Annotated in this window: 16 protein-coding genes and 1 riboswitch; of the genes, 4 read left to right on the top strand and 12 right to left on the bottom strand. The window is 45.6% G+C overall.

From position 1 onward, the window contains the following. Window positions 1-55: 55 nt before the first annotated feature. Together alr and ACSYSH_RS00810 are read right to left on the bottom strand one after the other, a co-directional pair. Window positions 56-1,168: an alanine racemase gene (gene alr, locus ACSYSH_RS00815; protein ID WP_489816424.1), complete on the bottom strand. Its 1,113-nt coding sequence runs from the start codon at window positions 1,166-1,168 to the stop codon at window positions 56-58. A gap of 89 nt (window positions 1,169-1,257) precedes the next feature. Beyond that, window positions 1,258-1,410: riboswitch (Lysine riboswitch) on the bottom strand. Window positions 1,411-1,519: 109 nt separating this feature from the next. Further along, window positions 1,520-3,928 carry an exonuclease domain-containing protein gene (locus ACSYSH_RS00810; protein ID WP_491702611.1) on the bottom strand — a complete coding sequence of 803 codons (2,409 nt, stop codon included), beginning with the start codon at window positions 3,926-3,928 and terminating at the stop codon, window positions 1,520-1,522. Between the two features lie 145 nt (window positions 3,929-4,073). On the opposite strand from ACSYSH_RS00810, the gene mvk reads away from it, so the two are divergent. The 4 genes from mvk (at window position 4,074) to fni (ending at window position 8,228) form a co-directional block, all read left to right on the top strand. Then, entirely contained in the window at window positions 4,074-5,015 is a 942-nt protein-coding gene (mvk, locus tag ACSYSH_RS00805) for a mevalonate kinase (protein WP_252774092.1), read from the top strand. Between the two features lie 117 nt (window positions 5,016-5,132). After that, complete coding sequence (mvaD, locus tag ACSYSH_RS00800) at window positions 5,133-6,092, top strand: diphosphomevalonate decarboxylase (RefSeq protein WP_491702612.1); 960 nt, start codon at window positions 5,133-5,135, stop codon at window positions 6,090-6,092. Between the two features lie 12 nt (window positions 6,093-6,104). Further along, entirely contained in the window at window positions 6,105-7,175 is a 1,071-nt protein-coding gene (locus tag ACSYSH_RS00795; protein WP_491702613.1) for a phosphomevalonate kinase, read from the top strand. A 12-nt stretch (window positions 7,176-7,187) separates the two neighbouring features. Further along, window positions 7,188-8,228 (top strand): type 2 isopentenyl-diphosphate Delta-isomerase, encoded by a 1,041-nt coding sequence (fni, locus tag ACSYSH_RS00790; protein WP_491702614.1) that lies wholly within the window; start codon window positions 7,188-7,190, stop codon window positions 8,226-8,228. A 285-nt stretch (window positions 8,229-8,513) separates the two neighbouring features. On the opposite strand, the gene ACSYSH_RS00785 is transcribed toward fni, so the two are convergent. The 10 genes from ACSYSH_RS00785 to citG all read right to left on the bottom strand — a co-directional run bounded on the left by ACSYSH_RS00785 (window position 8,514) and on the right by citG (window position 20,659). Beyond that, a complete protein-coding gene (locus ACSYSH_RS00785; RefSeq protein ID WP_491702615.1) occupies window positions 8,514-8,771 on the bottom strand; it encodes a hypothetical protein in 258 nt (85 codons plus the stop codon). A 23-nt stretch (window positions 8,772-8,794) separates the two neighbouring features. Further along, a complete protein-coding gene (locus ACSYSH_RS00780) occupies window positions 8,795-9,718 on the bottom strand; it encodes an aldo/keto reductase (RefSeq protein ID WP_491702616.1) in 924 nt (307 codons plus the stop codon). Window positions 9,719-10,188: 470 nt separating this feature from the next. Continuing rightward, complete coding sequence (locus tag ACSYSH_RS00775) at window positions 10,189-10,929, bottom strand: 3-oxoacyl-ACP reductase (RefSeq protein ID WP_489816417.1); 741 nt, start codon at window positions 10,927-10,929, stop codon at window positions 10,189-10,191. Continuing rightward, on the bottom strand, window positions 10,929-11,486 hold the full coding sequence (locus ACSYSH_RS00770) for a QueT transporter family protein (RefSeq protein ID WP_491702617.1): 558 nt from the start codon (window positions 11,484-11,486) through the stop codon (window positions 10,929-10,931). Before ACSYSH_RS00770 ends, ACSYSH_RS00775 begins: the two co-directional genes overlap by 1 nt. A gap of 163 nt (window positions 11,487-11,649) precedes the next feature. Further along, on the bottom strand, window positions 11,650-12,939 hold the full coding sequence (gene rpoD / locus ACSYSH_RS00765; protein ID WP_181014002.1) for an RNA polymerase sigma factor RpoD: 1,290 nt from the start codon (window positions 12,937-12,939) through the stop codon (window positions 11,650-11,652). An 8-nt stretch (window positions 12,940-12,947) separates the two neighbouring features. Continuing rightward, the gene (gene dnaG / locus ACSYSH_RS00760) at window positions 12,948-14,882 is read right to left on the bottom strand and encodes a DNA primase (protein WP_491702618.1); all 1,935 of its coding nucleotides are present in this window, start codon (window positions 14,880-14,882) and stop codon (window positions 12,948-12,950) included. Window positions 14,883-15,583: 701 nt separating this feature from the next. Then, window positions 15,584-16,906, bottom strand: a complete 1,323-nt coding sequence (locus tag ACSYSH_RS00755) for a 2-hydroxycarboxylate transporter family protein (protein ID WP_489816414.1) — start codon at window positions 16,904-16,906, stop codon at window positions 15,584-15,586. 135 nt (window positions 16,907-17,041) lie between these two features. Continuing rightward, window positions 17,042-18,361, bottom strand: coding sequence for a 2-hydroxycarboxylate transporter family protein (locus ACSYSH_RS00750; RefSeq protein ID WP_489816413.1), 1,320 nt, complete (start codon window positions 18,359-18,361; stop codon window positions 17,042-17,044). Window positions 18,362-18,428: 67 nt separating this feature from the next. Continuing rightward, window positions 18,429-19,217, bottom strand: a complete 789-nt coding sequence (locus ACSYSH_RS00745; protein ID WP_489816412.1) for an alpha/beta fold hydrolase — start codon at window positions 19,215-19,217, stop codon at window positions 18,429-18,431. 26 nt (window positions 19,218-19,243) lie between these two features. Continuing rightward, complete coding sequence (citG, locus tag ACSYSH_RS00740) at window positions 19,244-20,659, bottom strand: triphosphoribosyl-dephospho-CoA synthase CitG (RefSeq protein ID WP_491702619.1); 1,416 nt, start codon at window positions 20,657-20,659, stop codon at window positions 19,244-19,246. Between the last annotated feature and the right edge of the window lie 41 nt (window positions 20,660-20,700).

Genomic DNA, 20,700 nt, shown 5'->3' with positions numbered 1-20,700 from the left:
ATCTTTCCTTCTTTTCTTTTTTCAATCAAAATATTATTAGGTGAAGCCTAGAGGTTTAATCAACCAGGTACCGTGCTAAGCGGTCTTGGAAGCCAATCGTGATTTCCCATGGATCAATTTCACAATAGTGGGAAAAAGCAATCAGCGTGTTTTCCTGGTCCCGATTTTTACCAATAAAAGTCACCTTAGTTCCAACCGGGACAGGTTCTTCAAGAGCAATCATTAGTTGGTCCATGGCTAACTTACCAACAATTGGCGCCTTTTGGCCATTAACCAAAACCTCAAAGCCAACAGCTTCTCTGGGTAGACCATCACCATAGCCGATTGGCAAAGTTGCAATCCATTGATCCTTGGTGGTTTGATAAGTAGCACCATAGGAAACGGAAGCACCGGCCGGCAGTTGTTTAATCATCACAACCTCGGATTCAAGCGTCAAGACCGGTTCTAGGTAGTTGTCAGGCTTTAGCACCCCTTCGGAGGGCTCGATACCATAGACCGAAGTCCCTGCTCGAATGACATCCATTGGCATCTGGTCAACCCGGTATAAGGCTGCAGCCGAATTAGCCAAGTGGACCATCGGTGGCATTGGCAGACCATCAGTGAGCTCGTGCCAAGTTGCCAACTGACCTTCAAAATATGTTGTGTCAACAGCATCAGCCGTGGCAAAGTGGGTCATAATGCCCTGGTAAAGTAAGAAATCAGCATCTTGTACATCGTCGATTGCTGCACTCAATTCTTCCCGGTCACGAAAACCAATCCGTCCCATGCCCGTATCAACCGCCAAGTTAACCGGAAGTTTAGGACCGCCAAGACGCAAATTTGCTTCGGCCCGTTTCAACGTTTCACGATCAGCAACTGTGGCAATAATTTGGTAATCGGCCATTAGTTGGGCAAAGTCAGGAGACGTGAGGCCCAAAACCAAGATTGGTTGGCAAAAGCCGGCTTTACGTAAGGCAATTGCCTCATCCATCACAGCCACCGCAAGGCCATCGGCACCGCCTTCAACGGCAGCCTGACTCATTTCTAACAAACCAAAGCCATAAGCATTGGCCTTCACCGTCATGAAAATAAAGTTGGCGTGACTACTTTCACGCATGACTTGCAAATTTTTGGCCACCGCTGCCTTTGAAATCAATAAACGACTTGGACGGTGATTAGCGACAACCATGTTAGCCTCCTTAGGCAATAAAAAAATCCAAACAACGGGGGTTCATCCCTGTCGTTTGGATTATTGTCTAAAAATAGTCACAAAAAAAACAGTTGAATAGCTCCCCGCTGCATTAGCAGCGACAGTCCAATAGCTCTTAACTATTGGCCCAGCAAAATGGCTTTAACCCCATCAGCTTCGGCAACCGCCCCTTTCACGAACATTGTTCGGTACTCTTGTTGGTTGCGACCTCTATTACTTATTAAGTTGCCATTAATATACATGAGATTTTTTCTCATGTCAACACTCCTAACAAAATAAATTATCTTTTTAACAAAAAAGACAGCCGAAAATGGCTGTCTTTTCTTAGTTTTATGAAAGATTTTTTTGATAAAAGTTCGCCTTTACCCGTTTATACCGACTATTAACAGTTGCCAATCGATCCGAAAGCGCCTTAACCTGGTCCTGGTTAAAAGAAGCAAGTAAAACGGACTTTTCTTGTTTTTGAAGGGCAATCAATAGTGGGGTGAGCGTGGTGACATCAACCCAGCGATGGGCCTGCGAAATCACGGCCACTGCCGGCACTTGCAAGCTTTGTTGCCAAATAGCCGACAAATATTCTGGCAGGACAATCAAAATCGACCGGGCCTCTTGACTGCTTTGCCGGACGGCCTTAATGAGGGGAGAAGAAAGGTCCTGAGCATAAACAACGTAGTCATCACCATACCGATCTGATAACTTATAATACCAATGCTTCAAAGCGGCATGATCCTCAACAATCAGAACTATGTGTTGAACCTTGGCTAAAATCAGCTGTCCAATTTGCTGGTCTTCGTTTCGGCTCGTGGTCAGCACCGTCGTTAATTGGTTATCCGTCGTCCCCTCGAATTCACTTTTTTCAGGCAAGAGAGCTCCTGGCGTCTGAGCGAGGAACGTTGCTAAATCATCCGGTAAATAAGACGAAACAACGAGGACTTTGTCGACCTGCTTTAAGAAATATTTTTGGTAAAGCAAGTCGTTCTTGACTTCAAAAATCAAGTTTTGAACAGCCGGTTCCTTTTGGAGATGCCACGAAATATGGGCCAGATATTCCTGGTGCGCCGATAACCAAGACAGTTTGGCTAATTTAGCCGTCAAATCAGCTTGTGTTAATTTGTGGTGAAAATTAGCTTCGGCTGCCAAATCAACTAAGTCCAACAAGCGATTCAAGACCGCCTTACCGGTTTTCACCAGACCAATTTCTTCCGCTTGGCCATCAATCTTGTTGCTGGCCTCTTCCCAGTTGTGAAGGGCTACTTTCCACTGGCCCTGGGTCTTCTTCGGTAGACTAGCAGCCAAATCAGCTAAGCGGGCTACTTGGTCTTGGTAGAAGCTCAAGGGCAACGTCAGACCAAAGCCCTCTTGAATAGCAGTCAAAAGCGCAATTGGCTTTTCCAGTATGGCTACGGGCCGATCCTGGTACTGGCTTGCCCTTTCCAGATTTTCCGAAGTGGCAAAAAATGCCGCAAAGGTCAAAAGAACAACATTCGCACGGGCCGCCTTGTCAAAGGCTTTGACAAAGGCCGGACCAGTTTCATCAGAACGAACGGCTGCTAAGCCAGGCTGATTTTGCACACCCTTTGGCAAGTCCACGAGGGCCAAGTCGGCACTTTCGGATAACCAAACGAGGACTCGTGCTTGCCAAAAGATACCGCCTTGCTTTTTAGCCGCCTCCAAAACTTTTTGAAACTTTTTCTCGTCCAGATAATCTCGTGGCGCATAGAGTTTTGCAATCGACAAGTTGGCTCCAGGTAGCCGATCCTGCAATTCTGCTAAAATGGTCTCCTGGTGGTTCAAGAGCGTAATGTCGTGAGCCAGTAGGTAGGTCGCTTGTTGGCGATTTTGATAAAAGAGTGGCAATAGATACGACAACGTTTTCCGAACTTCTGGTGGTGTTGTTAACTGCCAAACCGCTCGTTTCCGCTGCTGCAAAAAGCGCTGCACCTGGTCCATCACCTGACTCTGGTCTTTTTCGACCGCAAAACTAGGCCCTAAAGCGGCAGCTTTATCAGAAAGCGTCTTGGGATAAAGCAAGTTACCAGCCGGTTTGTTCCGGTTGGTAACTTTTTGGTGACCGGACTGGCGGCCCAAGTTCTCTATGCGTTCGGCTAAAAATTCCGGAGCCGAGGACCGGTCCTTCATGGCCATAGCCAAGAAATCCTGGCTTTGACGCAACAGGTTCCAATCCACACTCAAAAGTTCCTTCTTCGTCTTGTCAGGTAGGCCCTGCGCCTTGTGCCAAAGCGAGAGCATCAGATACGCCGTGGCCTCTGCATCAGCGTTGGCTCGGTGAGCCTGAACAAGAGGCAAATCGAGGTACTTTGTCAAATCAGACAAGCGATAGCCTGGGGCCGTTGGGTAAAGAATTTGGGCTAGTTGAACAGTATCGATTGCCATTAGGTCCAGTTCAGGCAAACCAACCCGGGCAAATTCGGCATTCAAATAAGGGTAATCAAAGTTCACGTTATGGGCAACAAAAACCTGATCCTTTAATAACCCGCGCAAAGAGGGAGCAAGTTCCTCAAAGAAGGGTGCATCCCGCACATCTTTTTGACTGATATGGGTTAATTGTTGAATTTTTTTATCGATTGTTTGTCCTGGATTCACGAATGAATCGAAGTGTTCGACAATCTTTTTATTTTTTACAAAGGTCATCCCGATTTGAATAATCCGCCCTCCTTTTTCAACGGAGGGGTTAGTGGTTTCCAAATCGACAATCACAAAGGCGGCTGATTTTTTCATCAGGACTCCTTTCTCATCTCGAGACCAAGACATAATTGGGCCCAAAACTGTCTTTTTTAGACCTAAATTTCATTTTGCTCTAGTAGTTATTTTACACTACTTAGCCCAGTGCGGTACAATATTAGCAGTAATTGGAGTCTTTTATATGGAAAAAAATCATGCCGGCTTTGGCCACTCACACGCCAAAGCCATTCTCATCGGCGACCATGCCGTTGTTTACCAACAACCGGCCGTTGCCATCCCCCTGTTAAATCTCGAAGTGACCGCCAGTGTGCAAGCGATTGCTAGCGGCCAAACGGTTATTTTAGGTGACCAAGCCTTTGACATTGCCAACCTTGGTGCTGATTTAGAAGGCTTACGCCAGTTAATAGTTGCCTTACTGGCCAACCTCGTCGAACCTGACCAGCCCTTCTTATTAGAGGTGCAATCACTCATCCCCCAAGAGCGGGGCTTTGGTGCTTCAGCCGCCCTGGCAACTGCCATTACCCGGGCCTTCTTTGATTGGACCGGGCAAGGCTTGAGCCAGGACCAACTGAATTTTTATACGAATTTAGCTGAAAGTATTTCCCACGGTTCACCTTCCGGCATTGATGCGGCCACAGTCTCGGCCGTTGAGCCCGTCTGGTTTCATCAGCAACAAATCGATTCCTTCCAGACAAATTTGGAAGCAACCCTTGTCCTTGCAGACACTGGCGTTCGTGGTCAAACTGTTCGAGCCGTTAATATCGTTAAGGACCAGCTCAAGAAAAATTATGAACCAACCTGGGGAGCCATTAACCATCTCGGACAGCTAGCTTTCTTGGTCAAAGAAGCTTTGGCCAATAACGATCCCAAAACTTTGGGCCAGCTCTTTACCGACGCCCACAAGGACCTACAAACCCTTCAAGTTTCACACCCCAAGCTCGATACCCTCGTCAATGCCGCACTAGCGGCAGACGCACTGGGTGCCAAATTAACCGGGTCTGGCATTGGTGGGGCCATGTTTGCTCTGGCAAAAAATAACGACCATGCACAAAAAATTGCGACCGCTCTCAAGCGGGCTGGTGCCAAGGAAACTTGGATTCAACCGCTGTCAGCAGCCCATTAAAAATCAGATTAAGGTCCCTCCTTGCTCAACTGCGTTTTTTCAAAACAAATAAGCACGGACCGTTTTTTAACTACTGATAAACCACTAATAAATTTAAATTTTACCAAGGAAAGCACTGTGACCGATAAAACAACTACTGCCAAAGCGCACACCAATATTGCTCTCATCAAATACTGGGGCAAAAAAGATAAGATACTCAACCTACCAACCACCTCATCATTGTCATTAACCCTGGATGAATTTTACACTGAGACCATGGTTACGGCCGGTAAAGAAGATACGTTGTTGATTAACAACATGATGCAGGACCCAACTCGGATCCACAACTTTCTCGACTTTTTACGTGAGGAAATTGAGGACTTTGGTCCCCTCACGGTTGTTTCCAAGAATACTGTTCCGACAGCTGCGGGTCTCGCCTCTTCGGCTTCATCCTTTGCAGCCTTGACAGCCGCCGTCGCTCGTTACCAAAACTGGGATTTGTCCTTAACTGACCTATCTCGCCTGGCGCGCCGTGGGTCTGGCTCAGCAACCCGGTCATTTTTCCCTGGTTTTGCCGTCTGGCACGAAGGACATGATAACCAGTCTTCTTTTGCCGAGGCATTACCGGCAACTGATTTACCAATTGCCCTGGTGGTTTGTGAAATCGCCGGAACTGTCAAAAAAGTTTCTTCTTCTGACGGCATGCTGCGGGCGATGACTTCACCCAAGTACTCAGAATGGGTTGAACAATCACATGTCCAATTTACGGCCATGCAGGAAGCCATTGCCAATCAGGATTTGCACAAAATTGGCGAACTAGCCGAAGAAAACGCCTTAGCCATGCATGAGTTAAATATTACGGCGACTGACCGGCGCTTCACTTACTTTAACCAAATGACTCTCGATGTTTTGGACTTCGTTAAGGCACTCCGGGCTGAAGGCTTCGTGGCCTATGCCACGATTGATGCCGGACCAAACGTTAAGATCATTACCAACCAAAATCAGGCTGAAACCATCAAAGACAAGCTTCAAGAAAAATTCCGCAAGTTGCGCCTCCAAATCGCAACACCGGGTCCGGGCATTAGCTTTGAAGACTAGAGGACGTCCACTATGAAAACAACCACCGTCAAAATTCCCGGCAAACTTTTTTTAGCCGGCGAATATGCTGTCACCGAACCCGGTCAACCGGCTCTTTTGGCTGCTATTGACCGTGGTTTAACCATTCATGTCGCAGAAACCGACCGCCTCATGCCGGGTTCCTTGGTTGTTCAATCGGACGCCCTGCCAGAACCACTCGTTTTGACCTGGGCTGCCTTAGCTGAACTGACAAAGGAAACAAATAGCTCATTTTTGGGGGCTTGGTCCTTTGTCAAGGCGGCTTTGGTCCTTTTCTACCAAGAGCACCTAGACCTTAAACTCACCGAGCAACCTGGTTTATCGTTGACCATTTCCTCGCAAATGGCGGTTGACCACAATAAGCTTGGTTTGGGTTCATCTGCTGCCGTTTCGGTCGCAATCATCAAGGGCTTGGTCGCTTACTTTAATCAAGAAGACAGCCTACAAGCAGTTTTCCGCCAAGCAGCCTTCGCCCACTACTTTATTCAAGGTTCAGGTTCCCTTGGCGATTTAGCATCGGCTACTTTTACCGGTGTGATTTTCTATCAGGCTCCTGACTGGCTGAAGCAAGTGGAAGCAACGACCCTCACCCTAGCTGATTTTTCCAAGCTCGACTGGTCGAAGCTCGCTATTAAGCCGCTTCCTTGGCCCCAAAATTGGCAAATTGGCATCGTTGCCACTTTCCAACCCGCTTCAACAAAAAAAGCGCTCGCCAAGGGCTTTTGGCAGACTGACTTTGCCCGTCAATCAAAAGAAGCTGTGACTCAGGCAGCCCTCGCGATTGAAAACCACGATTACCATGGTTTGCTACAAGGGCTCAAGAACAATCAGGACCTCTTGAAAAAGGCCTTGCCAACCGGCTACCTGACCCCTGCCCTTCGTCAATTTTTAACGCTCTTAGGACAAAGGAGCCTCGCCGGTAAGGTCTCTGGTGCCGGCTATGGCGACAATGGCTTTGTCATCTTTGAGAATGAAACTCAAGGACATGGTTTTCAACAAGCTAGCCAAGGAACCACCCTCCACCTTCTCTTACCAGCACTCTGGCAAGATTCCGTGTTACTGTGAAAGATTTTTAAGATGGCCACTACTCATTCAAACCGTAAAAACGAACACCTGTCGCTTGCAACCAAGTTTTGGCGAGACCAGGAAAACCCAGTAATCGGACCTGGCTTTGACGCTGTCCGTTGGGTTCCAGGACCCCTGAAAAACAGCGCGGTCGCTGACGTTCAAACAACCACTCAGATCCTCGGCGCAGACTTTACCTGGCCCTTTTATATTGAGGCCATGACTGGCGGATCTTCTGCTAGTACCAAGGTTAATGCTGATTTAGCCACCGTTGCCCAAAAAACGGGCTTAGCGATGGCAGTCGGTTCCCAATCCGTGGCCTTAAAGGATAGCAGTCAAGTTGAATCCTACCGGGTTGTTCGGCAAAATCATCCCGAAGGCTTTTTAATTGCCAACCTCGGCGCTGACCACCCCATTCAAAACGTCCAAGCGGCGATAGACATGATTGATGCCAATGCCATCGAGCTCCATGTCAATTTAGGCCAAGAATTGGCCATGGCGGAAGGTGACCGACGCTTTTACTGGATCGATAATTTGGCTACCGTGATTGCTAAATCGTCCGTACCCGTCATCATCAAGGAAGTTGGTTTTGGCATGGGCCCAGACCTCCTGAAACAGCTCTCAGCCCTCAAACCAGCGGCCATTAACGTCGGTGGTGCTAATGGAACGAATTTTGCCCAAATCGAGCAACGCCGTGACCGGCAAAATGAGAACACTTTAGATCTGAGTCCCTTCGGGCTCAGCACGGTTGAATCACTCTTGGCGGGGCAAAAGGCAGCGATTAATTCACCGTTAATTGCCACAGGTGGAATACAGACCATTAACGATGTTGTCACCGCCCTGATTTTAGGAGCAAAAACAACCTCATCTGCCGGTCACTTCCTGCAAGTCTTAATGACGGAGAGCCCCTCAGCCTTACAAAAAGAAATCACGAACTGGCAACAGGCCTTACCAGAACTAATGACCCTCTTGGGCGCCAAGACTGTTGCTGATCTCAGTCAAGTTCCACGGCTGTATCGAGCAGACCTACAAAATTTCTCTGACCAGCTTTAACAAAGCCAAACATCCTATTTTCAAGTAAAAAAGAAGTTAGCCGCAATATTTTTCGACTAACTTCTTTTTAATTTCATTATCTGTTATGAACAGGCTACCTAACTAATCTTAATTGCTAAATCGGCTAAAATTTGAGAATAGCGAAAACTGTTCAAACGGGCCGTTTAGATAACCCTGGTAGTTTTTCTCGTTAGTTTTAATTTTATTCTTGCACTGGACCCAGATAGCCCATCACTGGTACAATTCGAACAAAAAAGCCCCACCAATAATGGCAGAGCAACTCAGTTATTGCTTTTGTGTGAGCAAATCTAGCAAGCGCAAAACATCTGCTTGATTAACCAAGCGATGTTCGGCCACGTTATAAAACATTGGTTGATAACGAGCAATCTGTTGTAAATCATGCTGGTTGGTCGTGCTATATTGCACATCACAGGCATCTTCAATTCCAGCCAACGCTGGGAAATTAGCTGCACTCATAATCGATCCCATCACAGTATCGGCTGATTCATATTGCAAGGCCTCCAGATACTTTAAAACTTCCATTGAACCCCCTTCAGCCGTTATGCTTATTGAACGGGCTTATTCAGATATTCTTCAACATCGTCCCAGTGAGAAACTTCGTCCTTTACGCCAGTTGCTTCACTACCCTTATGCCAAGCAAAGTTTTGGTACCAGATACTGTGCTTTTCTTGGTTCAATGCCTTAATTTCAGCCATTTCATCAGGTGACAAAGCAAAGTCATCAATTTGACTATTAGCAATAATCCGCTCTTCGTGGGCAGACTTTGGAATCGTGATGGCCCCCATTTGGTAGTCAAAACGTAAAATCACCTGAGCAACTGATTTGGCATGGGCTTGCGCAATCTTTTCGACAACTGGGTTTGCGAGTGCTTCACCTCCACCCAATGGTCCCCAGGCTTCCATTGCCATCCCGATTCCGTTCATATAGGTGAAGAGTGATTCTTCTTGAACCAATGGGTTAAATTCCATTTGGTTGACTTGTGGCATCACGGTACCGGCTTCCAACAATTCCTGAATTTTTTCTTCGTTAAAGTTTGAAATTCCAATGGCACGAACTTTGCCTTCACGGTAAAGCTTTTCAACAGCGTGCCAAGTGTCGACATACTTGCCATCAACCGGCCAGTGAATCAACAATAGGTCCAAGTAAGTTAAACGCAATTGCTTCAATTGCTCTTCAAAGACTTTCAAAGTACTTTCATAGCCTTGGTCACCGTTAAAGACCTTGGTGGTAATAAACAAGTCCTTACGATTCAAACGGTTGTCCTTCAAGGCCTGTTGAATCCCATAACCAACACCTGCTTGGTTACCGTACTGCTTAGCTGTATCAATCAGCCGGTAACCATTTTTAATTGCTACCTGGACGGAATCGGCGGCCTCCTTATTAGAAGACTTCCAAACACCGAGACCAAAAACCGGCATTTCAACACCGTTAGCGAGCTTCGTTGTTTCTTGCAAAATTGACTTTTCCATTGAACAAATCCCCTCTTTTTTTTTACTTTTGTAACTACCCTTAGTGTAAATCAAAACCACCTCCAGTTTCAAACCGAAGTCAGTAATTCTGACTACATTCTGCGCAGATGAAGTCTTTTCAATCCAATTCAGCTATGATCATCATTACCAAAGAAGTGGCTGCTTCAATAATCATTTCCCTCACAAAACTGTAAAACGGTAACTGGCTAATTTTTTGACTACCAATGTTTTGGATTCGATCAATTACCGTAATAATCACTTTAAAATCAGCATTCCAAGGGGAATAGTATCATGATAATTTCCGTAACGGATACCTGGCTGTTCCTTTTTCAAGAATGTGCATCAACAGTTGGCCCACCATCAACACCCCCCACTTTGAACAGGACAGTCACACCTTCACTCGTTTCTGATCCTGATGTCATATCATCAACATCAATTCAAAGGATTTTTTATTAAAAAACATCCATTATTTAATGACCGAGTGTCCAACCGCCATCGAGCGTCACAACCGTGCCATTCATATAACTCGCTTGTGGGCTGGTTAGGTATAGGGTCAAATCAGCGACTTCCTGAGGGTCTGCCCAGCGCTGTGCTGGCGTCTGTTTGGCGACCTCTTGTGCCATCTTTCCCTCACCGGCAAAATCAGCTGCATTCATCGCAGTTTTAATCGCACCTGGAGCAATGGCATTCGCCCTGATGCCGTCTTTGGCATAATCAAAGGCCACCTGCTTCGTTAAACCAATCAGGGCATGTTTTGCCATGGTGTAAGCAGCCCCGCCGCCACCAGCCTGCAGACCGGCGATGGATGCCATATAAACCAAGATACCATGCCCTTGACGAATCATCTTTGGTAAAACAGCTTGTGTTAGAGCAATGGCCGGCTGCAGGTTAATTGAAAGAACTTGATCAATGGTTGCTTGGTCTTGATTTAGCAGTGGTTGAAAGCCATCCAAGACGCCGGCCGTATTCAAGAAGATATCAAAGGCTTCTACCCGCGCTGAAAGCTGATTTACCAAAGCGTCCAGTTCCTCTTTCTGGCCTAAATCCGCCTGAATTTTGGTTAACCGGTCTGACTCATAATCAATTTCTTGCACATCGACCGCCACAACTTCGGCACCAGCAGCTAAATAGGTCTTCATTTGGCAAAAACCGATGCCAGAAGCGGCACCGGTTAGGAATACTTTTTGATTGTGATAATTTTGTTCAATCATTATTTCTTTAAATTAACGACCTTTGACAAGGCGTAGATGACAATTCCACCAACAACCAAGGAAACTAACTCGCCCGGAACTAATGAAACATAGTAAGAAAGCCAGTTAGTCAGTAATGAAGCTGATGAGTGATCCGGAGCGAAGGCCCCGTGTGCGTGAATGGCAAAGGCAAACGTAAATTCTGCCGCCAAAATCCCCATTCCAATCGTCAAAACAACAATCGTTGAGATAATAATTTTGACCAATGGCTTTTGTACCTGACGAGTTAGCAAGTAAGTCAACCCGGTCATAATCACTGTCCCCAATGTTCCAAAGACCCAATCAATCCAGCCCAAAGGTGAAACCAGATTGGCAATCAAAACCCCTAAGCCAAGGGCAACAACATAGCGTTTATTCCAAGCTGCTAAATGGTTCAGCCCTTCGGATAAACGTAATTGGACAGGACCAAAGCCGATGGGGGCGACTAGCATTGTGATTGCCGCATAAAGGGCAGCCACAACGGCAGTTAGTGTGAGGCTTAACGCTTTGGAAGTTGATTTTTGGTTAAATTCGTTCATATTGTACTCCTAGTTTTGTTCAAGCGGGATGGTTGATGAACCGCTAATTGTTTGATTAGTGCCAATTTGCCAGCCGGTTAGCTGGCGCTTGACATGAAAAAGATTCGGTAAAATACCGAATCTTATCAAAAATATTCTAACGGATTGATGGGTAAATAAAGTCCTAGTTTTCGTCCATAAAATCCTTTAAGTGCTTTGACCGTGATGGGTGGCGCAACTTACGCAACGCCTTGGCCTCAATCTGACGGATACGTTCGCGGGTAACCCCGAAGACTCGCCCGACTTCTTCCAAAGTCCGTGTCCGTCCGTCTTCCAAACCGAAGCGCAAACGCAAGACGTTTTCTTCACGGTCAGTTAGCGTATCCAAAACAGACTCCAATTGGTCACGAAGCATCTCATAAGCAGCAGAATCTGCTGGCGAAACGGCTTCATTATCCTCAATGAAGTCACCCAAGTGGGAGTCATCCTCTTCACCAATTGGTGTTTCCAATGAAACAGGCTCTTGAGCAATCTTCAAGATTTCGCGAATCTTGTCAGCTGTCAAGTCCATTTCAGCTCCAATTTCTTCAGGGAGTGGTTCACGCCCCAAATCTTGCAGCAATTGGCGCTGAATTCGGATTAACTTATTAATCGTCTCAACCATGTGAACAGGGACTCGGATTGTCCGGGCCTGGTCGGCAATGGCACGTGTAATGGCCTGACGAATCCACCAGGTAGCATAAGTTGAAAACTTAAAGCCCTTAGTGTAATCAAACTTGTCTACAGCCTTCATCAAGCCCATGTTCCCTTCTTGAATCAAGTCCAAGAATTGCATACCACGGCCAACGTAACGCTTAGCGATGGAAACAACCAAACGCAAGTTCGCTTCCGCTAATTCCTGCTTGGCTTCTTCATCCCCAGCTTCAATTCGCTTAGACAATTCAATTTCTTCATCACCTTGCAAAAGGTTAACACGACCGATTTCCTTCAAATACATCCGGACAGGGTCATTAATTTTAATGCCAGAAGTATCTTCAGCGTTATCTAGTTCATCTTTCGATGGCTTGTTTTGCTTGGCTTGCAGAACTTCTGGTGCGGGCTCACCTTTTTCATCAACAATGGCAATACCAGCATCTTCAACCTTTTCCATCAAACGTTCGATGTTTTCAGTATCCAGGTGGAAAGGTTCCGCAATTTTTTCAGACAATTCACGGTATTGAATTTGCTTAGCCGGCTTGTATTCCTTCAATAATTCACGAACAGCCTTGTCATAGGCAGCCGACTTAATTGGGCCAGACTTCTTGGCTGGCTTTTTAACAGGTTGCTTGGCAATTTCAGCCGCCTCTTCAGGCGTCTTACCTTCAGCTAAGGCCAACAGTTCCGCTTTACGAGCTCGACCATGGTAAGCAATATGCTGCTCATCAAGGTAAGCTTTAATTTCGGAAATTTTACTTGAACTTGAAATTTTTGCCATTATATCTCCTATTGCTGGGAATACTTTCTTCTTAGGTTAATAAGCTCTGTCCCTAGTTGAATCAGAGCCATTTCATCGTGCTGATTTTTAGCTAAGGCAATCTTCTTATTTAACGCCTCAACTTGGCTTTCATAAGGAGCCTCTTTCATAATCACACGAAGATAGTCATTAACCGCATCCCGTTGAACTTCTAGTGTACCAAATTCTCGATCGATTGCCATCATTTTTTGGTTTAAATCAGGCTTTTGAACAAAGTCTAAAAAGCTGGCTAAATCAAAACTTTGCTGCCCCTGTTTCATATATGCTTCATACAGCATCATTAACAGTTGATATTCTGGATGGACAAAGGCAAAATCAGGCAACCCCTTGACCACATTCATGGCCACTGGTGACTTAATCATTGCCATTAAGAGTCCCTGCTCTGCCCGCTCCGTCCGGGTTAACCCAGCATTTAAATGCCCAGCTAAATCATCAGCAGAAGCTGTTTTGCTGGTTGGTGCGCCAAGAGCAGCTAACGATTCAAAGCCATCCGAATAATCCGGTTGCCATGCAGCATCCGCCCAGCTATTCTGATCAGTTTCAGGCTTTGGCCACTGCTTCTTTGATGGCGCCTGTTGAACAGCCTGTATCGGTCGATGAGCAATAAACTCCTGGAACTCTTGCCGGAGTGCCGCAAGGTCAGACCCATATTCTTCACTGAACTGCCGTAAAAAATAATCCTGTTCAACCGGACTTGCTGCAGCCAAAATCGGCCATGTCTCCTTTAAGAAATCGAGATACTGAGACTGATTTTCCAGGTTTTTACCATTTTTAGCTGCTTGAATCAAAAATTCAGTCGGTGTCAAAACGCTGTGGCCAAGATCTTGCTTTAAGACCTCTAACCCCTGGTCACGCCGGACCTCATCAGGGTCACGGCCATCCGGTAAAGAAACAACCCCAATTTCAACTTGAGGGGCAACTTGACGAATTAACGGTATCGAACGTTTAGCTGCCTTTTGGCCAGCCGCATCACCATCATAGACCAAGAGAATTTTATCCGTGATTTTACTTAAATCAGTCACATGGTGCTCGGTTAACGCCGTTCCCATTGTGGCAACGGCACCAGTTGCCCCTGCCAGAGCGGCCGAAATCACATCCATAAATCCTTCAAAAATCATGGCCGGTTGACCAGATCGAATAGCCGGTTTGGCTTGATCAAAATTATACAGCAAGTCTCCCTTATTAAAAAAGGGCGACTCTGGTGAGTTCATATACTTAGCTGGGTTATTCGGATCGAGTGACCGGCCCGAAAAGCCCCGAACCTGACCTCTAACATCCTTAATTGGCCAAACAATTCGATTATTAAAGCGGTCGCGGCTGATTTCACCATCCTGATCAATAAATAATTGACTTTCTAAGAGGAGCTTATCAGCCAAATTATGTTCCTTGGCATAAGCCAATAACACATTGTTCGCTGGGACAAAACCCAACCCATACCGTTTGATCGTCTCATCATCGAGCTGACGGTCATCATGCAGGTAAGCCAAAGCCTGTTCACCCGCTGTTGTATTTAACAGAATATGCGTATACAATCGCTCGGCGTTTTGATATAAATCGAAAATCGCGGCAAACTGTTCTTGTCGCGCCGACGGCTGACCCTGGTACTTATCTAAACCAGATAAGTTAAGATCCTTCGCCAAGGATAGGACAGCTTCCGGATAGCTATAACCATCTTTTTCCATTAAAAAAGAAAAAACGGTTCCCGAGCGTCCACAGGAGAAACAATGAAAAACCTGCTTTTTATCATCAACAAAGAGTGAAGGGCGCCGATCCTCGTGAAATGGGCAAGACCCGTTCCATTCGCGACCGCGCTTCACTAACTGGGTATAATTTTGAATGACATCGACGATGTTGGTTTGCGACCGAACTTCATCGATTACACTTTGTGGAATCCGTTCTGCCATAAGCCTCCTTCAAACTGGCAACTACGCCAGTCCGCACTTCTACCCAATACAATGTTGTCTACTATTATAGGAAGATTTCGAGTATTTGTCAAAGTTTTTTGTTCAAAAAAAGACCAGTTTAGCCCCCGATCTTCCTAGCTGTGACACAGGATTCACTGGATTAAATCAGCATTGATTTTCTCGTACCATTAGTGTTGACAGCCAAAAGCTTTCTTACTTGCCAAGCCACACGAGAGCATGATCGGGTTATAGCTATCAACATTTTTCGCCAAAATAAATTAACCAGTCTTTGTGTGTTAAAGTGGTTGGCCATATAATACAAGCTTTTGTTTCACTAATCGATCACTATCCGGAATAAAAAACGGTACCAGCAGTCCTGCTAACCCCCGAACGATATATTGTTGATCGACCATTTGAATTTGCTTAACAGCTTGAAAAGCATTAGGCAGGCCTTTTTTAAAATTTGTTTTTTAACATTGAGCGCTCCAGTGCCTAAAATAACCAGACTGCTCCTTTGATTAAGAGGACAAAAAAGTGTCCAGAAACTACTAGCAGTTGCCGCTAGCACCATACCTTCCGACCATCCCCCTGCTGATTGGTCGTGACTCAGCAGGGCCTCTTTACCATACACTCCGGTCTGATCACAACAAAAAAACCATCTTCACATAATGTGAGGACGGTTAACAAAGCAATTTTGCAAATTAATGCAAAACCGTAATCAAGAGGCCACCTAAGATCAAGATGATAGCGCCACCGATTCGGTTACCCATTTGGGCGAAGGCAATCAAGCCCATCCGGTCAGAAGCTGACAACACAGCAACGTTTCCGGTTCCACCCATTGAGTTGTTAATCATACCGGCTGAAACTGCTGATTCAACTGGGTACAAGCCAAAGAGCTTACCCAAAAGACCACCCGCAATTCCAATCGTTACGACTGAAACTAAAGCACAAACAACCAACTGCCATGACAAAGTGGCCAGCAACTTGTTCATATCCACCAAAGCTAATCCGATACCAGCCAACAAAGCTTGTGTTGTTGTCGAAACGATCAGATTTCCAAACATCACGGCTGATTCTTCGTAAAACTTAGGAACTAAGTTCAAAGCCTTGGCGACAATAACTGCTAAGATCAAAAATGCGAAAGCGTTAATACTTGGTACCAAAGCGTGTAACAAAGTACCAACCATGTAAAATGACAACGCCACCATCATTCCAACTAACATTTGTGAGTAGTTGAGGGCTGGGGCATCATTTTTCTTGTCGGCGGCCATGTCACCTGCTGTTTTCAACAATTGACCTTGACCATTCATCTTTGACTTGGCGGTAAACTTAACCAACAATGACGAACCGATAATGGCCATCAAGTTTGCCAGAACAACGGCTGGGAACAATTGGTTCAAGATTGTACCGGCTGAAACATGAAGGGCTGACCCATAAATGTTTGACAGTGGCACAATCCCGGCTCCAATTCCACCGGCCATCATTGGGAAGGCAACGTACAACGCTGTGTGATTAAAGCCAAGACCGAGCAATTGCCCAACAAAGCTAACCACAAAGAATGAAATAATCATTGCCCCAAAGGCTACTGGTAAGAAACGCACAGCTGATTTCAACAACAACTTACGGTCCATCTTCAAAATGGCTGAGGTAATCAAAGCCACGATATAGAACTCCAAGAAGTTGACATCAGAGACAAAGGTATGAATACTTGTTACGGCTTCCTTAGGCACAATCCCTGTACCGGCTAAGATCGAACCGGCAACAACGGCGAAGGCTGACCCTCCACCAAGGTATGAGCGCATGATTGGTAGGTTGTTTCCAACATAGAAGAAAACACCACCAAGCATAACTAAGGAAAACATCGCGCCAGCAATGTTATTTGGCAACAAACGTAGGCTCAAGACGGCTACCAACAAAATAGCCATCAGGATAAAGGCAACACCGCCAATACCCGCTACTTGAAACTTGCTTTCGATTTTTGAAAAGATTCCGGTGCCTTGCGACGCCTGTGATTCTTCAGACATTATAATCTCCTTTAGCAAAGCAACTTTTTAATAATACCACTCTTTAATTCAGATTTAAATAAAAAATGTATGTTTTTTTCACAAAAAAAGCAAACATAAGATTTGATTAGATTTGATTAGATTTATTTTAAATTATTAAGCAAAAACCGTAATAAAAAACCCAGCAATGACCAAAACGATGGCACCACCAATTCGATTTCCCATCTGTGCAAACGCAATCAAATTCATCCGGTTAGCGGCCGAAAGAACTGCAACATTACCGGTTCCGCCCATTGAATTGTTAACCAAACCAGCAGTTACAGCCGACTCAACTGGGTAGAGACCAAAGATTTTACCTAGGTAGCCCCCTGCTAATGCAATCGTTACGACTGAAACAATCACACAGATGGCCAATTGCCAAGTCACCGTCTTTAGTAAGGCGGACAAATCAAGTAAGGCCAATCCAACACCAGCCAATAATGCCTTGGTCAGTGTCTGCACAATTAGTTGACCAAAGAGGACTGCAGACTGTTCATAGTAAGTTGGTACCAAGTTACTAGCCTTAGCAGCAATTGCCACCAAAATCAGAAAGGCAAAGGCGTTGACGCTGGGCAGCAAATGGTGGAGCATCAAACCAATTAAATAGAAAGCCATGGCCACCATCATCCCCACCAATAGTCGGTTAAATTCAATTTTATTGGTCAGCGTCTCGGTAGATCGCATCTCACCCGGTGTCTTTAATAGATCGCCATGACCATTCCAAGTAGATTGCTCGGTATTTTTAACTAAGAGACCGGCACCGATAATAGCCAGCAAATTCGATAACACGAGGACTGGGAAAAGCTGCGATAAGATGGGACCGGCTGGTATTCCCAGCGCAGAACCATAAATGGTCGATAGCGGCACAATGCCAGCTCCCACACCACCGGCCATGACCGGGAAGGAAATATAGAGCGACGTATGCACGAATCCTAACCCTAATAACTGCCCCACCAGGCCAACGACGAAGAAATTAACGACCATTGCCAAGAAGGCAACTGGTAAAAACCGTACCGCTGATTTTAATAATAGTTGTCGGTCCATTTTTAAGATAGCCGAAATAATCAGCGACACAATATAAAATTCCAAAAAATTGGAGGTCGAAATAAAGTTGTGCACTGTGCCAATCGCGCTATTCGGTACCAAACCCAAGCCAGCGATAATAGCTGCGCCCACAGTGGCAAAAACCGATCCACCACCCAAATAGGACTTAAAAATTGGCAAATGACTACCAAGGTAGTACAGGGCGCCACCGAAAATAACCAGAGTGAACAGTGCCCCGCCCATATTATCGGGTAAGACATCCATCCAAAGAACCACAAATAATAAAAGGGTCATCAAAAAGAATGCTGTTCCCCCTAAACCAACGATTTTCAGCTTGGCTTCGAAATTCGAAAAGAAGCTGATAGCACCAAACGGTTGTCTATCTTTCTTCATCTACATTCTCCTGCAACAATGGCATCTGTTATCGTATCTAGAGGTATTTTATCATAATTTTATAAATTTAATCAATAAATTCAAAAAATACTTGATTAAATTCTTCAGGAATTTCTAAATGAGGCAAATGACCTGCTTTTTGGATAATTTTTAAATAAGACTGATGGTTCAATAGCTTTTCGAAATCATGGTAATAACCGATTTTACATAAAGGCGAAGCCCCACCAGCAACAAAAAGTGTTTTCAACGTACAATCAGCTAGGTCCTGGCGCCAATCTTCCAGCAAGTGGTTTTTCATCAAAGGATAGGCCAAATCAAAATCGAAAGGATTTTTCAGCTTATCTTCTTTCAACAAAGCTTTAAATTCTGGCGCAACCGGCACAGCGGTCAAGTGTTGTTTAATAAAGGTTTTAGACACTGTTCCAAAAGTCGACCAAGTCAGATTGCGGATGCCGGCCGTCCAGTTTCCTTCGTTGAGCAGCTTGGGGCTTTCATCAACAATAACCAACTGTTTCAACTTTTCTTGTCCAAATAGCGACAGATAGGCCCAAATAACCGATCCACCCATCGAGTGGCCAACCAAAGTCACTTGATCAATTTTTAATAATTCAAAGAGTTCCTGTAGATCAGCCGCTAGGCGAGAAACACGCAAGTTTTTCGTTGTTCGTTCCGATTGCCCGTGTGACCGCCAGTCCATGGTCACGACCCGGTAACCACGCGCTGTTAATCCTGGAATTTGATAAGACCATTCGGCTTGAATGCCTGAAAATCCCGACAGTAAAACTGCAACGGGACCAACCCCCGCTCGATCAGTGTAATTAATTTGAACACCATCACTCGTTGTAAAAAAAGCCATTTTCCCACATTCCTCTTTTCTTTTGCTTATGATGACAACAATCCCGATAAGCGACCAATAAAAATAGTTAAAATCAGATAATCTGCCGCCCCACCAATGCTCAAATTTTGTTCAATCATCGTTTGATTCAACGTCGTTAAGTATTTTTGACCGGCTGCTGTCTCAGCACCACCCAGGGTGAAAAATTCATCGACCCAGTCTTGCATTTGTTGAACAATTGCTTTCGTCTTGGCACGTTTAATCAGCGTCGAATCCTGTATTGCCCCCGCCAGTGCCATTAGCGTATCCAAAAGGCGATTTGTCATGGAGCCCGGCCGGTCCCGTAATGTCGGCAGACCAACCTGTGCTAACGCTTTCAGGCCGGCAGCAACCTCACCCCGAACTCCTGTTAACTGGTAAGTCCGGTATTGGTAGGAGCCAGCTGTTTCTGCTTGCCGGTCACTGGGGTTCGGGCTAACCAGGTCATTTTCTAAGATATTGGCGCTGATTTTTCGAACAAAATGTAAGACCTTGTGCAAGGTCGTTGCTTCTTTACCTTGAATTGCCAAGCCATAAGCGGCAATGAGAATCCCCAACGTAAAAATCGCACCCTTATGCGTATTCACCCCGTTTGTGGCCAGATACATGGCCTGTTCGGCTTCAACACCTGCTGGGCGCAGGAGCTTTAACAAATCGATTGCCTCCGCCTGACTACAGTCTTGTCCCAATTGAAAAGCCCGCTCAAAGTATGGCCTTAGTGCTACGGCTGAATCAACAAAGGTCATCACCGTCATGTCGTGATGGGCCCCAGCTGAAAGCGGGTCAACCAAACCTGGCTTTGGTGCTAAAACAACTTCTTGCAGACAAGCAGCAAGCGCTGCATCCGCCACAAAATCTTGCGACCATTTTGGCAAGATTAAATCAGTCACAAAATAATTTCTATACAACTGATTGCTAGCAGCCTGAACAGCAGCAAGCGAGTGACGCCCTTTTTTAGCGCAGACCTTGGCATCGTCATCACAAACCAGACAAGGCCGAGGAGATAAACCAAGGTCTCGGCGTGAAAATTGGTAGCTTTCCGCCGAATCAGTCATAACATCACAATCAAACAAACGGCCAAGAGCAAAGTTGTCCTCGAAGTGCACCAACTTCTGCTTCCATTTTTTTAGCTGGCCGTCTAGAACCAAAAAGGCCTCGGGACCGGTTATGCGCTGTTCATCCACATAAACTTTTTTAATGGCAGCATCCGCGCAAGCCCGCTGAATGACCTGCCAGCCAGCCATAAAAACTTGCTGAATCTTTGGACTATTTTTAATTGGGCCGGCGATATTTAGCTTCACCGCCAAAACAACCTGGTCAGGAAAATCAATCGCCAATTGTTGCTGTACGGCTGACCGCCACTCGCGATTAGTTAAAACTTGGTCTAAGGTAACTGCCTGACCATCGGCAAACAATTCAAGCATCTTCTTTCCTTCCAAACTGATTTCTATTGTCTATTCTAACA

Source organism: Fructobacillus sp. ESL1117 (assembly GCF_058508565.1).
This window is presented reverse-complemented; position numbering and strand designations above follow the sequence as displayed.